Annotated in this window: 12 protein-coding genes; 9 read left to right on the top strand and 3 right to left on the bottom strand. The window is 46.9% G+C overall.

The features are described 5' to 3' along the window. Window positions 1-101: 101 nt before the first annotated feature. From ABGV42_RS10235 to ABGV42_RS10225, 3 genes are all read right to left on the bottom strand, one after another. Entirely contained in the window at window positions 102-782 is a 681-nt protein-coding gene (locus ABGV42_RS10235; protein ID WP_347381563.1) for an AlkZ-related protein, read from the bottom strand. Window positions 783-799: 17 nt separating this feature from the next. Continuing rightward, window positions 800-1,771, bottom strand: coding sequence for a helix-turn-helix transcriptional regulator (locus ABGV42_RS10230; RefSeq protein WP_347381562.1), 972 nt, complete (start codon window positions 1,769-1,771; stop codon window positions 800-802). Between the two features lie 430 nt (window positions 1,772-2,201). Continuing rightward, window positions 2,202-4,229, bottom strand: a complete 2,028-nt coding sequence (locus ABGV42_RS10225) for a beta-galactosidase (protein ID WP_347381561.1) — start codon at window positions 4,227-4,229, stop codon at window positions 2,202-2,204. 150 nt (window positions 4,230-4,379) lie between these two features. Between ABGV42_RS10225 and ABGV42_RS10220 the strand changes: the two genes are divergently transcribed. The 9 genes from ABGV42_RS10220 to ABGV42_RS10180 all read left to right on the top strand — a co-directional run bounded on the left by ABGV42_RS10220 (window position 4,380) and on the right by ABGV42_RS10180 (window position 15,001). Further along, window positions 4,380-5,216, top strand: coding sequence for an AraC family transcriptional regulator (locus ABGV42_RS10220; protein WP_347381560.1), 837 nt, complete (start codon window positions 4,380-4,382; stop codon window positions 5,214-5,216). A 194-nt stretch (window positions 5,217-5,410) separates the two neighbouring features. Further along, window positions 5,411-6,202, top strand: coding sequence for an alpha/beta hydrolase (locus ABGV42_RS10215; RefSeq protein ID WP_431523609.1), 792 nt, complete (start codon window positions 5,411-5,413; stop codon window positions 6,200-6,202). 49 nt (window positions 6,203-6,251) lie between these two features. Then, window positions 6,252-6,914: an SGNH/GDSL hydrolase family protein gene (locus ABGV42_RS10210; protein WP_347381559.1), complete on the top strand. Its 663-nt coding sequence runs from the start codon at window positions 6,252-6,254 to the stop codon at window positions 6,912-6,914. A 14-nt stretch (window positions 6,915-6,928) separates the two neighbouring features. Next, window positions 6,929-7,819: an SMP-30/gluconolactonase/LRE family protein gene (locus tag ABGV42_RS10205; protein WP_347381558.1), complete on the top strand. Its 891-nt coding sequence runs from the start codon at window positions 6,929-6,931 to the stop codon at window positions 7,817-7,819. Window positions 7,820-8,170: 351 nt separating this feature from the next. Further along, window positions 8,171-9,700 carry a response regulator transcription factor gene (locus ABGV42_RS10200; RefSeq protein WP_347381557.1) on the top strand — a complete coding sequence of 510 codons (1,530 nt, stop codon included), beginning with the start codon at window positions 8,171-8,173 and terminating at the stop codon, window positions 9,698-9,700. Between the two features lie 18 nt (window positions 9,701-9,718). Beyond that, a complete protein-coding gene (locus tag ABGV42_RS10195) occupies window positions 9,719-11,491 on the top strand; it encodes a sensor histidine kinase (protein WP_347381556.1) in 1,773 nt (590 codons plus the stop codon). Window positions 11,492-11,851: 360 nt separating this feature from the next. Further along, entirely contained in the window at window positions 11,852-13,144 is a 1,293-nt protein-coding gene (locus ABGV42_RS10190; protein WP_347383194.1) for an ABC transporter substrate-binding protein, read from the top strand. A gap of 146 nt (window positions 13,145-13,290) precedes the next feature. Continuing rightward, a complete protein-coding gene (locus ABGV42_RS10185; RefSeq protein WP_095287984.1) occupies window positions 13,291-14,178 on the top strand; it encodes a carbohydrate ABC transporter permease in 888 nt (295 codons plus the stop codon). After that, on the top strand, window positions 14,171-15,001 hold the full coding sequence (locus tag ABGV42_RS10180) for a carbohydrate ABC transporter permease (protein ID WP_347381555.1): 831 nt from the start codon (window positions 14,171-14,173) through the stop codon (window positions 14,999-15,001). The genes ABGV42_RS10185 and ABGV42_RS10180 overlap by 8 nt, the downstream gene beginning before the upstream one ends. Window positions 15,002-15,058 lie beyond the last annotated feature (57 nt).

Raw genomic sequence — 15,058 nt, 5'->3', positions numbered from 1 at the left:
GATGTGGCCTCCGGGATTTTTGTTGTAAACAGATATGAAATCAAAGTTTAAAAATGATCTGCTTATGATCGCGGAATGTATCCATGTCACATGGATTCGGCTTAAACGATGCCAAGCGCCTTTTTGATTTTTACCAATCCAGCTTCCGTCGTGTGTTCCACAAGCTTGTCCAGCAAAAGGTCACGTGCTTCTGTGATGCTGCCGTTAAAGGGTTTAATCCCTTGACGGTTCATCCAGTGACCTGCAGTCTCATAGGAAGAACTATTCCAGGCCACCTTGCCTTCCGCGAGACCTTCCTTTTCTTTGGTGCCGCTAATGACAATGGCTGTACTGCTCTGGAGATCCAGAAGTCCTTGATCGAACGCCTTCTTCTCTTCTTTGGCACCAAATCCAGCCTGTGCACGTAAAGCCCGCCCATCGATGCCTTCTTGTTCTTCAATTTGCTCATATAGCTTGAAGGCGTCACGGGAGAGCAGCCCGGCGTCATATTGCACCTGAATGGTTCTGCTGTCAGACAGCAGCCGATGCACCCACGGGAAACATTCACGGGAGATGAGGATGGCTTTCTTTTTGACAAATTTACCGTAGGCAGCAGTGCCATCCTCAGCAAGTCGCGAACGCCACAGCCAGGGATCCAGAGGAGAATCGGTATGCCAATTTTCCTGTGGCGTTAACGAAGAGAGGGAAGGGAAGTCGGGAAATAGCGGTGCCAGTGGAAGCAATCCAGCAGTCTGTATACGCTGTACAGCTTCTTTATAGGTTACAATCGGCTCAGTAATCATGGTTAAGGCATCTCCTTTTAAGTGGTTGTACAAGAATCAGGGGTAGTACTTCCATACAGTCGGTACACATCCACGGCATGCTGCCTGATTTCGCTCCGGAGTTCCTCAGGTTCAATCACTTCTGCTTCGCGGCCCAGACGATAAAAGAAACGAACAGCCCACTCCCATTGGTCTGCTGGACAAAGGAAGGACAGTTCCCAGAGATCTGGGGCAATTTCCGTCATTTTCTCACCAATGTGCCTGTCCTGTTCAGCCTCTACCATGGCACAGTAGCTTAAACGGGCTTGGATACGAACGGGTGGTCTTTCCATAGGGCGGGGCTGGCTGAGTTCTCGCTCGGCGGCTGTCGTCAACTGTCTTGTTTTTGAAGCATCAATAGGCTCCGCCTCCAAAATCCGGTCCACTCGAAACACGCGCTGTTCCCCATGTTCCGCCGAATATGCATCACAGTACCAAAATCCAGCAGAGGCATAAATGCGAATCGGACGGATCTGAATCCAGCGCTGACATGCTGCCGACCGATACAGGATACGCAACCAACCTTGTTCAGGAATGCATGCAAGCAGCGGTTCCAGATGATGAAGAATATAGTTGCGCTCCGGGATATAGTGATTCAGCTGTTTGAGCATGGGATCGATTCGAGCCATGACGTCATCCGGAATAATGCCTTTAATTTTATCCATAACCGTCCAGCGTTTCTCTTGAAAAGGTGTATCTGCATAATGGCTGATTCCCTCAAGAGCGAAAATGAGAGTTGCGGCTTCCACCGGATCCAGCTGCAGCGGAGGCAGCACATACCCATCCATAAGCCGAAAGCCACCACCCGGACCAGAAATAGCAATAATCGGCACATTCATCTCGGATAGGGACTGAATATCTCGCAAAATCGTACGGCGGGACACTTCAAACTTGTCTGCCAGTGAATGTGCTGTTTCAAGACCATGCTGTAATGCCATGACGATGGCGGCAAGCCGATTTATTTTATTCATGTCAGCCACTCCGTTTCGAGAGTTAGGCCGCCGGAAAGGATGCGGAGTGCTAAAGCCATTGTAACAGCCGATTAGTGACATCTTGGGTGTCACCAATAATATGTACGAATTATTTTTTGCTGTGTAATGGTGGCTGAGAGAGCGCTTTTCCGGCTAAGTGCCTTTATAATATGGGTCTCGTCCAAATTCGCCCTATGGGGTATTATTTCCTTCTCACCAAATTACCACAAAGGATGGCAAAAAAACCGTACCCGGTTATACGGATACGGTAAGTAGCAGTTAGTATGGTGAAAACTTATATCTACATTAATAGATTGGAATTTAACGAATTATTCAAGTATGAAGCTTGATTGTTCAGAGTTATTCGTAACACTTTGTATCAAGTGGTTATCTATCGTTCTGCTTTTCGTTTTATTCAAACAGGTAGGGCTCACTTCATCTCGAGCAGCTGCACACCACGGCCCTCAATCTCCACGCTACCAGAGAGTTCGCGATCCGTTAAGAGATCCTGTGCTTTGCCAACCCCCAGGTCATATGATTGAGTGGTTGCATTGTGATTCATGACAAAGAGATACTGCTTGCCGTCTTTTGTCCGTGCGCTTACTTCCACCCCATCTGGTGTTTCGAGCAATGGATGGATGCTTTTGGCTGCCGCAAGCTGTCCCAGCAGGCCATCCAGGAAGCGCTCTTCCGGATCGGAAGCTACATACCATGCTTCACCCTGACCGAACGTGTTGCGAGTTACGACAGGCATGCCATGATAGAAATCGTCTCCGTACTCGGCGATAACTTCAGCACCTTCGCTGTGCAGCAGGTCACACAGCATGCCGCATTCATATTTGCCGTGAAGATCACCATAGGCATCTTTTAGCACGATACTGTTCTTTTGCTCAGGGAGCAGGGCATCGATCTCTTCAACCCAGATCCCAAGCAGCTTACGAAGCTCACCCGGGTAACCACCTGTGGTCACGAGATCACTCTCATTGACAATGCCGCTGAAGAACGTGGTCAGGAACGTACCGCCGGCTGCAACAAACTTCTCCAGTTTGGCTGCAAATCCGGGTTTGACCATATAAAGTACCGGAGCAAGAACAATATCATACTTACTGAGATCGGTATCCACGCTGACGATATCCACCTGGATATTGCGGCGGAAAAAGGCAGCGTAATATTTGTGAATTTGATCCACGTAATTCAGAGCAACGGTAGGACCGCTGGATTTCTCAATAGCCCACCAGTTATCCCAGTCAAATACAATCGCCACTTTGGATTCCACAGTGGCATCGAGTGTTTTGTCACCGAGCAATTGCAGCTCTTTGCCAAGCTGGGCGACTTCGCGGAATACACGTGTATTCTCGTGTCCAACGTGCTCGATAACTGCACCATGATACTTCTCACATGCACCGATGGAGCGGCGAAGCTGGAAGAACATAATGGTATCTGCGCCATGCGCAATTGTCTGATAGCTCCACAGTCGCATAACCCCAGGACGCTTCAGCGAGTTGTACGGCTGCCAGTTTTGCTGGCTTGGTGTCTGTTCCATAAGCATGAATGGCTGGCCATCTTTCAGCCCGCGCATCAGATCATGTGCCATGGCAGTGAAGCTGAATGGTGTGGCAAGACCCGGGTAGCTGTCCCAAGAGATGATGTCCATATATTTGGCCCATTTGAAATAATCAAGCTGCTTGAAGAATCCCATCAGGTTAGTCGTTACGACGGAATCAGGGACATGCTTCTTGATCGCATCATATTCCAACCGGTAACAATCAAGCATGCTATCGGAGTTGAAGCGGGAGTAATCAAGCGAGATGCCCTGGAACGTCGAGTTATTGTTACCCCAGTGCTCACTCAGATTGCTTGGCAGAACAATTTCGTCCCAATCATAAAATGTATGGCCCCAGAAGTTGGTATTCCACGCTTGATTGAGCTGATCCAGAGTCTTGTAACGTTCTTTCAGATACACACGGAAGGCTTTCTCACAATTGTCGCAATAGCAGTCTCCGCCGTATTCGTTGGAGATGTGCCATACCAGGACAGCGGGATGATCTTTGTATCGTTCCGCCAGTTTATCAGCAATTTTCTCGGAGTATTTACGATAGGTCGGGCTGTTTGGACAGGAATTATGACGTCCGCCGAATTTGCGTTTGCGTCCGTCAGCATCCACACGAAGTACATCCGGATATTTTTTGGCCATCCACGCCGGATGAGCAGCTGTGCTGGTGGCAAGACAAACGTAGACACCGTTTTCATAGAGACTGTCAATTAATTGATCCAATTCTTCGAATTTATAGGTTACCTCATCAGGCTGAATCAGAGCCCAGGAGAAAACATTAATCGTGGCTATATCAATACCTGCCAGTTTAAACATGCGCAGGTCTTCAAGATGGGTCTCGTGATCCCATTGTTCGGGGTTGTAGTCACCGCCATAGAACATTTTGGGTAATTTGCTGCTAATCAATATGTTCACCTCTTGTATAAGAATAATTGTATATTATATGATTCAAATAGCTTTTAAAATATAAGAAAAGTAATGATTCATATAAGAATATGGAAATGAGAAAAGCGTTTGCGCATTGTCTGAACGTTTATACACCGAGAGGAGAACCTCATGCTAATCTCACCAAAACATCGAAGATATTTCATGACGCCACGCGAAGAGCCGCTCCCGCTGTATATTGAAAGCATTGGTTATAACGGCAACCAGGAGAACGTACTCAGACCTGCAGGCTATCCTTGTTATCACTGGCTTCAGACGGTAAAAGGTGCAGGGGAATTCCATTTTGCCGGTTCAACCGTGGTCCTCGGTGAAGGCTCCGGAATTCTGCTGCCTCCGAATGAACCACATGAATATGTGCCTTCCTTAGGGGAGTGGGAGACGCTCTATATTACGTTCGGCGGATCCCAGTGTCCGGCCATCACCGAGGCACTCGGACTGGGAGAGGCGGCACTTCATCAATGGGATGCAGGAAGCCCGCTGGAGAACTACGGCAGGGAGGTGCTGGGTTCCATCAGCAGCGACCAGGATTTGTCCGGTCTGGAAGCTTCCGCAGATATGTACCGGTTTCTGATCCTGCTCAAAAAACACGGCATGACCGGCAGCCGGTCATCCATCTCGCATGCCGTGGAACGGCTGGCACCGCTAATTGCATTCATGGATCAGCATTATGCGGATCCCGATATTGGTCTTGAACAGATGGCAGCCGTTCCAGGGATTACACCAAGACATTTGAATACCCTGTTTAAACAATCATTCGGCATGACTGCGTACAGCTATTTCATTCTTCTGCGGATTCGCAAATCCAAAGAATGGATGACAGGGAACAGCAAATTGACCGTGAAGGAAACGGCAGCGCGCGTCGGTTTTCGTGATGCGAGCCATTTTGTGGCCACATTTCGGCGAATTGAAGGTGTAACACCTGAGCAGTTTCGAACGTTATATTTATAGCGGAGTTGAGAGGAATGCAACGTGATTACGGTTTGTGGCCTCCTTTTCCGACATATGTAACAAGCTGAACAAAAAGTGATGCCAGGAAGGTATTGATGCATGGGGGCAGTTGCCGTTATGATGATATCGATTCCTTCAATTGGAAAACGAAAGCGGATGATCCTATCCGTTCTACTTAGAGAGGATGATAGAAGTTGACAACAACAACCATTCCATTATGGGATCATGCAGCACCTCATGCGGCCAAAGGTCATGAGGCAGACATGCCACATCTCATACCTTTTATTCAACCTGGTTCCGAGAGCGCTGTCATTGTGTGTCCCGGCGGTGGTTACGGGTTTCTCGCAGATCACGAAGGAGCTCCAATTGCCGAATTGCTCAACCGTGCAGGTATTAGTGCATTTGTACTGAAATACCGGGTAGCACCCCATCAGCATCCAGCTCCATTATCTGATGGTCAGCGTGCCATCCGCTATGTGCGTGCTCATGCCCAGGAATTTGGCATCAATCCTTCCAAAATTGCTGTGCTCGGCTTCTCGGCAGGCGGGCATCTTACAGCAACACTCGGCACCTTGTATGATAAAGGGCAACCAGATCATGAAGATCCGATTGAACGTGAGAGCTCACGCCCGGATCGGGTTATTCTCTGCTATCCGGTCATTACGATGGAATCCTATGGACATGCAGGGTCACGCGAAAACTTGCTAGGTGCTGATGCTTCTCCCGAACAGATCAGAGCTTTCAGTGCAGAGCAGCAGGTTAAGGCCGATGCGCCTGAAGCATTTATCTGGCATACGAGTGATGATCAGGCGGTACCTGTCGAAAATAGCTTGCGTTACGCGCTTGCACTGGGCGCCCACGGTATTCCTTATGATCTGCATGTATTCGAAAAAGGATCACATGGTCTGGGACTTGCTGAAGATGATCATGCCGTCCGGGCGTGGTCGGATCTGTGTCTGACTTGGCTCAAAAACCAAGGATGGTAACCGTTTACCCCTCATTTCAAATGCGCTATAGGGCGAAGGAGATACGACTATGAAATTGCAAAAGAATGACAAGCTACTTTTTATCGGCGATTCCATCACAGATTGCGGTCGGGTGCATCCAGTGGGTGAAGGAAGCTCCGGACTTGGACACGGTTACGTTGCACAGGTGTATGCACTTTTGCGTGCCATTTATCCGGAATTGATGCTGCGCATTCAGAACGTGGGTACTAGCGGGAATACGATTCGTGATTTGAAACAGCGCTGGGATCGGGACGTGATTGATCTGAAGCCGGATTGGTTAACGATGATGATTGGCATCAATGATGTGTGGCGGCAGTTCGACCATCCATTGTCGACGGAATCCCATGTGTTTTTGGAAGAGTACGAATCCACTCTGAGGGAACTCGTGGCATCCGTTCGTCCCCAGTTGAAAGGACTCGTTCTGATGACTCCATTTTACCTCGAAGCCAATCCCGAAGATCCCATGCGGGCAACGATGGATATCTATGGAGAAGTCGTGCGTAGGGTAGCGAATGAGTTTGATGCCATTTTCGTGGATACGCAGGCAGCCTTTGTCCCGTTCTGGGATCATTTCTATACGTCTGTCCTGACTCATGACCGTGTTCATCCAGATGCAACAGGCCATATGATTTTGTCCAAAGCATTTCTGGATGCCATCGGTTTTGAATGGTCAGGCAGCGTCAAATCATAAAAGGATGTGATCGCTTGAGCAAGCTCAACATTGCAGTACATACTCCGGCACTGCTGGGGGAAGGTCCCAGCTGGGATGCGGAACACAATCGTTTGTTATGGGTAGATATCGAAAACTACAAGGTACATGTCTATGATCCTGTAACGGGGCAAGATCAGGCCTACGATGTAGGTGAACATGTGGGTGCAGTCGTTCCTTATCGCGGCGATGAAGTCGTTGTTGCACTCCGCAGCGGGTTCCATACCTATCATCTGAGCACGGGAGAATTGAAGGCAATCGAAGATCCCGAAAGCGACAAAACCACCAATCGCTTCAACGATGGGAAATGTGACTCTTATGGTCGGTTGTGGGCGGGTACAATGAGTATGAATAACGAAAGTAAAGCAGGCTCACTGTATTGTCTGGAGGAAGGCAAACCGGTTCGAACCATGGTTCAAGATATATCTACCTCCAATGGGTTAGGCTGGAGCCCGGATGAACAAATCATGTACTATATCGATACGCCTACACGTTCCATTGACCGATTTGATTTTGACCTTTCAGCAGGTGAAATCACAAACCGGACAAGCGTTATTTCGGTGCCGGAGGATTTTGGTTTTCCGGACGGCATGACGGTGGACAGCGAGGGAATGTTGTGGGTTGCTCACTGGGGCGGCGGAAGAGTGACACGTTGGAACCCGCAGAACGGTGAATTGCTGCAGCAGATTGAAGTGCCTGCAGACCAGGTAACCTCCTGTTGTTTCGGCGGGCCTGACTTGGAGGATCTTTATATTACTACCGCACGAACAGGTATCCGTGAGGAACGTTTGGTGGAGACGCCAAGTGCCGGTTCTGTCTTTGTGATTAGGCCCGGTGTTAAAGGGCAGAAGACCCATGCATATGGCAGGGTGACTCAGGTAAAGTAAATCACAGCGGAGACTGTAGCGTACTGCAAAGTGGCTTGGAATGTTCAAGTAATGATTGAACTTTAAGTGGATCGTAAGATATGATAAGAAGTCTTGGAACGCCGATTGTTTTTAGGTGAACCGTGGCTTCTTTTTTTGTCGAATAATAGTGTAAAATGAATGAGTGGATTGTGCTTCAATATACGTATGACTTTCTATTTCCATTGATTTAACAATGATTTTGGGATATAAAGAGAGAACCAAACTTTAAAATTGTTGTAACCGCTAACACTGGGGTCCCGTTATATCCGATATAAAAAAGGTATAACCTGTACAGACATAGAGGAAAGATTAGACAAGGGGGTCGCGATCATGAACCGGTTGTGTAAGGTGCTGATTGTTGACGATGAGTTTCTGGTACGCCAGGGGATCAAGCATCATATGAATTGGGAATCGGAAGGATTCCAGATTGTCGGAGAAGCGTCCAATGGAGAAGAAGGCCTGGAACAGGTACGTTTGCTGAAGCCTGACATCGTTATTACCGACATTGTGATGCCAATCATGGACGGTGAAGCATTTGTGCGTACGCTAAAAGCCAGTCAGCCACAGATAGAAGTCATTGTGCTCAGCAGTTTCAGTGAATTCGAGTATGTACGTTCGACGCTTCAGCACGGAGCAGCGGATTACATTTTGAAACCGAAGCTGGACACCGACGAGCTGCTGCAGGTACTTCAGCGAACGGCCGGCAAAATTCCTGAATTGCAGTATGAGCCCTCAAACGAAGGGTGGAAGCTGGGACAGTTGATGGAAAAGATGATATCCGGTTTTGCATTGGAAGACGAAAAAGATATGGCTATGGTCAGGGACACGTTTCCACATGACTGTTTTCGCCTCCTCGTGTGCGGGAAGCAATCGAACTCGAGCCAGAAGGATACGGAAAATAAGCTGCTGAGTTACCTTGCGGGCGTGGAATGTGCCATGGTACCCGTAGAGAGTGAAATGCCGATATTCCTTCTGAATGTAGACCCTGCCAAGGATGACTGGATGGTTGGGCAGATCAAGCAGCTTGCACTTAAAAATGAAGCAGGCATGAAAGGACCCAGCTGGGTTCTAAGTGACAGCTTTACATCATTCGATCAGATGGGTGATGTGTACCGTAATCATCTCATTAAACTCATGGAATATCGCTTTTATTATGGAGATCGTTCTATTCTTGTCTACAGTGAGCTTCCACCACTGCATACGGCAGGTTACCAGTTTAATGTCAATATGTTTTTGCAGCACGTGAAACGGAATCGCACCGAGTCCGCTAGGGAGTATCTGAAAGAGCATGCGCTTACCCTGGGACGTGATTATATTGCAGATGTGTTCGAAATTAAATCCTTCCTGGGCAATCTGATCTTCAATGTAACGATTACCCTCGCGGATATGGACGTACAATCTTCGGCACTGGAAGAGAGCAAGTATACTTATTTCAAAAACGTGGACGGAGCTTCGAGCCTGAATGAGGCCATGCAAGTGCTGGACCAGTTCATGCTTGAGGTTCAGGAATGTACGGCTGGAGATGGAGGGAAACGCAGTGACCCGAATATGAAAATGCTGCTTGAATATATGCATGAGCATTTTGACCAGCCACTCGGTCTCGCTGAAGTTGCGAAGCATTTTCATTTTAATCCGTCGTATTTATCCAGTTATTTCTCATCACACAAAAAAGAAGGATTCAACGAATATCTGAACAAAATTCGCATTGAGAAGGCAGAAGAACTCTTGCGATCAGATGATGTTACCATTTCCGAAATCAGCAGCATGGTAGGTTATTCGGATCACAGCTATTTCTGCAAAGTGTTCAAAAAATTTACCGGACTGTCACCAAGCCGATATCGTCGGAAATTTTGGGCATAAAGTCAGAAGGAAAAGATCATGAAGAAATGGATGAACGGATTATCACGGCTCGGATTGTTTCCCAAGCTGTTTCTCGTCATGGTGGTTAGTATCATTCTCGTTTCCGTACTTATTTTGTGGACTACCGTTCATATGTCGACGAAGCTGTTTACTGAGACATTTAGCATTACGAACTCCAAGGTGCTCAGTCAGATTAAGACCACCTTCGAATCCTTTAATGATGCGATTGCGGCAGTCTCCAACAACGTAAGCCAAAGCGGGTCCATTCGTGGATATCTGTCTGAAGGAGAGGGAGACTCTCTCACGATGGCAAAATCCTACTACAACATGAGAGAATCAATGGATCGCATCCAGTCCATTATGGAATCCTATGAGGTCGGCATTACGATCAGCGGGATTAACGGACGAACCTATTCAACAGATCGATCCCATCTGAAGATGTCGGTAGAGGAGCTAAAAGAACTGCCGATAACAATAGAAGCTGTGAAAACGCCCAATCGACTGATCTTTGATGATTACCGAACAGATACCGATGTAGGCACACAGCAGATGATTTCGGCGACCAAGGCACTGGCGGATCGGACTCAGAGCCGGATCTACGGAACGCTCTACGTAACCATGAGAGAGAGTGTGTTCCGACAGTTCTACAGCAGTTTCACAAGCAGAGGCAACGATGTGGTCATCCTTAATGAAAATGGGGAAATCGTGTCCTCCAACCGGGAGGAATGGATTGGTACGAAGCAGCTGGATCTTCTTTCCTATGCCAGACAGATGGCCACGAAAAGCGATAATAATGGGATAAACGCCAAGGTAATGGAGCAGGACAGCGTAGTCCTGTCCGAATATCTGCCGTTTTACCGTTTCTATATTATTAATGTCGTTGACAAGGATCAGGCTGCGGGGCAATTGCTTGATTTGAAAACCATCGCCCTGATTTGTGCAGCCATTGTAGCTGGTGCACTTGTACTGGTGTTTCTAATTACCAACCAGATTACAAAGTCACTGCGCAGGCTCGTGAAGCAGATGTCCAATATTACGAAAAGCGATCTCGATAATTACATTCCGGTTAGTGGAAGCTACGAAAGCAGGCAGATTGGTCATGCGTATAATTACATGCTGGATGAGCTTCATGATTATGTCGATCAGCTTGTGTTAACGCAGCGGGAACAGCGGAATGCAGAACTTGCTGCATTGCAAAGCCAGATCAATCCTCATTTTCTCTATAACACACTGGCTTCGGTGAAAGTACTGGTACAGCAGGGGAATAAGGACCGGGCAGCAGAGACCATTAACGCATTGATTGCCTTACTGCAAAATACGATCAGCGACGTAAGTGAAACGGTCATGGTAGAGCAGGAAGTGGAGAATCTGAAGAACTATGTCTTCATTAATCATGTCCGTTACGGGGGGCGGATCAAAGCGGCCTTCTATGTAGCACCTGATTGTAATCACTACCATGTACCCAAACTTGTCATCCAGCCGTTTATTGAAAATGCCTTTTTCCACGCCTTTAACCGAAAAGAGACCGGCACCATTCATGTTCTCGTTTCACGGGCAGGAGAAACGCTCATATGCGAGATCATGGATAACGGAGATGGCATTGAAGGGTTTGCCATGGGTGAATCTTTGCCTAATCCGAAAAATAATCGGCAGCTGTTTAGCGGTATCGGTATTCGTAATGTGCATGACCGGATCGAACTGTTATATGGCGCCCCCTATGGTGTGACGATTATGAGTACGCCAGGAGAGGGCACAAGAGTGACCGTTACACTTCCGCTGATTACAGGCTGAAGAAACCACGGTAACAGATGCAAAAAAATGAATCTCACATCCTAAACTAACAAAAAGTCTTTCAGTGGAGTTTTCTCCACAAGAAGGACTTTTTTGTTTGGAAAAGAAAGCGGTGTTTTGCTTCATTGGTAATATTTTTGGCTCAATAAACTCCAAAATCAAAAGGAATTACAAAAAGCCAAATTTAATGCAAACGGTTTCTGTAAAGGTTTTCATTGTGGCAATAAGATGACAAATCCGTACAAAATTATTACTAACGAATGCCGATTTGGGAATGATAAGATGAATACATCGAAAGCAACCGCTTTCAGAAAACGCAAACAAATTACACACAAAGAGGTTGAAGGGGAGTTGAATGATTTGAAAAAAATGTGGGTATTGATGCTCGTTACTGTCCTGCTGTTGTCCGCATGTTCTTCCGGTGGAGGAGGCAACACGGCAAGCGAGGGTGAGCAAGCATCCAATGAGATTACGATCTGGGCTTGGGACCCATCGTTCAACATTGCTGCATTGAATACAGCAAAAGAAGCGTACGCTAAGGATCACCCTGACGTAAAAATCAACGTTGTTGAATACGCACAAAATGATATTATCCAAAAACTCAACACAGGTTTGAACTCCGGAACAAGCAACGGTCTTCCAAACATCGTACTGATTGAAGACTACCGTGCACAAAGCTTCCTGAACGCTTACCCTGATGCCTTCAAGGATCTGTCTTCCAACTTCACGGCTTCTGACTTTGCCGATTACAAATTGGGACCGACAGCTTATGACGGCAAACAATACGGTGTTCCATTTGACTCTGGTGTAACGGGTCTCTACTACAGAACAGACCTGCTGGAGCAAGCTGGTTACAAAGCTGAAGATCTGCAAGATATCACTTGGGATGATTACATCCAAATTGGTAAAGATGTCAAAGCAAAAACAGGTAAAGATCTGATCACGCTTGATCCGAATGATCTGGGTCTGATCCGTATGATGATTCAATCCGCAGGTTCATGGTATTCCAAAGAAGATGGTAAAACACCAGACCTGGCTGGCAATGCAGCACTGAAAGAAGCATTTGTAACTTACAAAGCCATGATGGATGCAAATGTGGTTAAACTGAACTCCGACTGGAGCCAGTTCGTGGCAGCCTTTAACAACGGTGACGTATCCACCATTCCAACAGGAAACTGGATTACACCATCTGTTCGTCAAGAAGCATCCCAATCCGGTCAATGGGCGGTAGCTCCGCTTCCTAAAATGGCTGGTCAACCAAACTCTGTACATGCATCCAACCTCGGAGGCAGCTCCTGGTATGTAATGAACAACGTTCCTGGTGCAGATCAAGCTGCAGATTTCCTCGGCAGCACGTTTGGTTCTGACAAACAATTGTATCAAGACCTGCTTAACGGTATCGGCGCAATCGGAACATACAAACCGGCTGCTGAAGGTGAAGCGTTTAGCAAAGAAGATGAGTTCTTCGGTGGACAAAAAGTGTTTGCAGACTTCGCAAAATGGACTGAAGAAATTCCTAGCGTAAATTACGGTATCAACACATATGCAATTGAAGACATTCTGGTTGTTGAAATGCAAAACTTCCTGAACGGCAAAGCGATTGACGACGTTCTGGCTGATGCACAAAAACAAGCTGAAGCTCAATTAAACTAAGATGATCCACGGTAACTTATAGAACCCAAGGAAGCATCGGAGCCGTTCCACCGTCTGGCGAAGCAAACAGCCGACCGGACATGGTGAAAGGCTCCATGGGTTCTATCCATGTTGCATGGAGAGAGAGGAGCCATACTGTGAAAGCCATGAATACAGGAGACAGTCTCCAAAAGAAAAATAATTTGACTGGATGGGCTTTTATTTCGCTCGCTGTCATCGGGATCGTTGCATTTTACTTCTATCCGATGCTGCAGGCACTGCTCTTATCTTTCAAGTCTGGCGTGGGTGCCAATCTTGAATTTACGGGGCTCGATAACTATAAAAGGTTGTTTATTGATACAACGTTCCGTACTGCCGTATCAAATACATTTTTGTATCTGATCATTCAAGTGCCCGTCATGATCATTCTCGGATTGTTTATTTCCGTGCTATTGAATGACAGCACACTGCGCTTCCGCAGCTTTTTCCGTACTGCAATCTTTTTGCCTTGCGTAACCTCACTGGTTGCATACTCTGTAGTATTCAAGTATTTGTTCTCTGCAGATGGAATGGTCAATCAATTCCTGATGAATCTGCATGTCATTGCTGAACCGATTCAATGGATCACCGACCCGTTTTGGGCTAAAATTACGATCATAATCGCCGTTACTTGGCGTTGGACCGGATATAACATGATTTTCTATCTGTCTTCCCTGCAAAATATCGATCAATCCATCTACGAAGCAGCACGGATTGATGGTGCGAACGCATTTACTCAATTTTTCAAAATTACAGTACCGTTGCTCAAACCGATTATCCTGTTCACGTCCATCACATCAACGATTGGTACCTTGCAAATCTTCGATGAGATCATGAACATCACCAAGGGTGGACCGGGTAATGCAACCATGTCCATCTCGCAATACATCTATAACCTTTCGTTCAAATATTCACCGGACTTCGGATATGCGGCAACCGTTTCGTATTCCATCGTGCTGATGATTATCGTATTGTCCATCATCCAGTTTAAAGTGGCAGGTGATAAAAATGGCTAAGAACAAAGTGAAACGCATTTTCACCTATGTATTCCTGTCCCTCGTGGCCTTCATATCGATCTTCCCATTTTTCTGGATGCTCGTCAGCTCCACGAATGCTTCGGTAGATGTAACCAGAGGCAGATTGTTACCAGGTTCGGCTTTTATTGATAACTTCACTAAGCTGCTGGATACGACCAATCTGGTACAGGCACTAGGCAACTCAGCCATTGTGTCCGTTATTTCCACAGTGCTTGCTCTGTTGATTGGTTCCTTGGCTGGTTACGGTTTTGAAGTGTACCGGACGAAATCACGTGACATTGTCTTCAATATCCTGCTGCTTTCCATGATGATTCCGTTCGCGGCATTGATGGTACCGCTCTATCGGATGTTTGCAACCATCTCGGGAATTGCACCGTTTATGGGAATCAACACGATGGCAGCAGTCATTCTGCCAACCATCACCACGGCATTCCTGATCTTCTTCTTCCGTCAGAACACGAAAATGTTCCCGAAAGAGATGCTTGAAGCTGGCCGGATCGACGGTCTTAGCGAACTGGGGATCTTCCTGAAAATCTACATGCCTACAATGAAAACAACATATGCGGCAGCTGCGATCATTACTTTCATGAGCAGCTGGAACAACTACCTGTGGCCACTCGTTGTGCTGCAGACACCGGATCAACAAACGATTCCATTGCTGATCTCCAATCTCGGCTCCAGTTACTCACCGGATTATGGGGTTATCATGACAGCGATTGTCATTGCCACGCTGCCAACAGCCTTAGTATTCTTCATTATGCAGAAACACTTTGTCGCTGGTATGGTTGGTTCCGTGAAATAATGGAATAGTGGATGTCATCTGAAAAGATCGATGTAGAAAGAGACGCAGAGGACACCA

The organism is Paenibacillus pabuli (assembly GCF_039831995.1).
GTDB lineage: Bacteria > Bacillota > Bacilli > Paenibacillales > Paenibacillaceae > Paenibacillus > Paenibacillus pabuli_C.
This window is presented reverse-complemented; position numbering and strand designations above follow the sequence as displayed.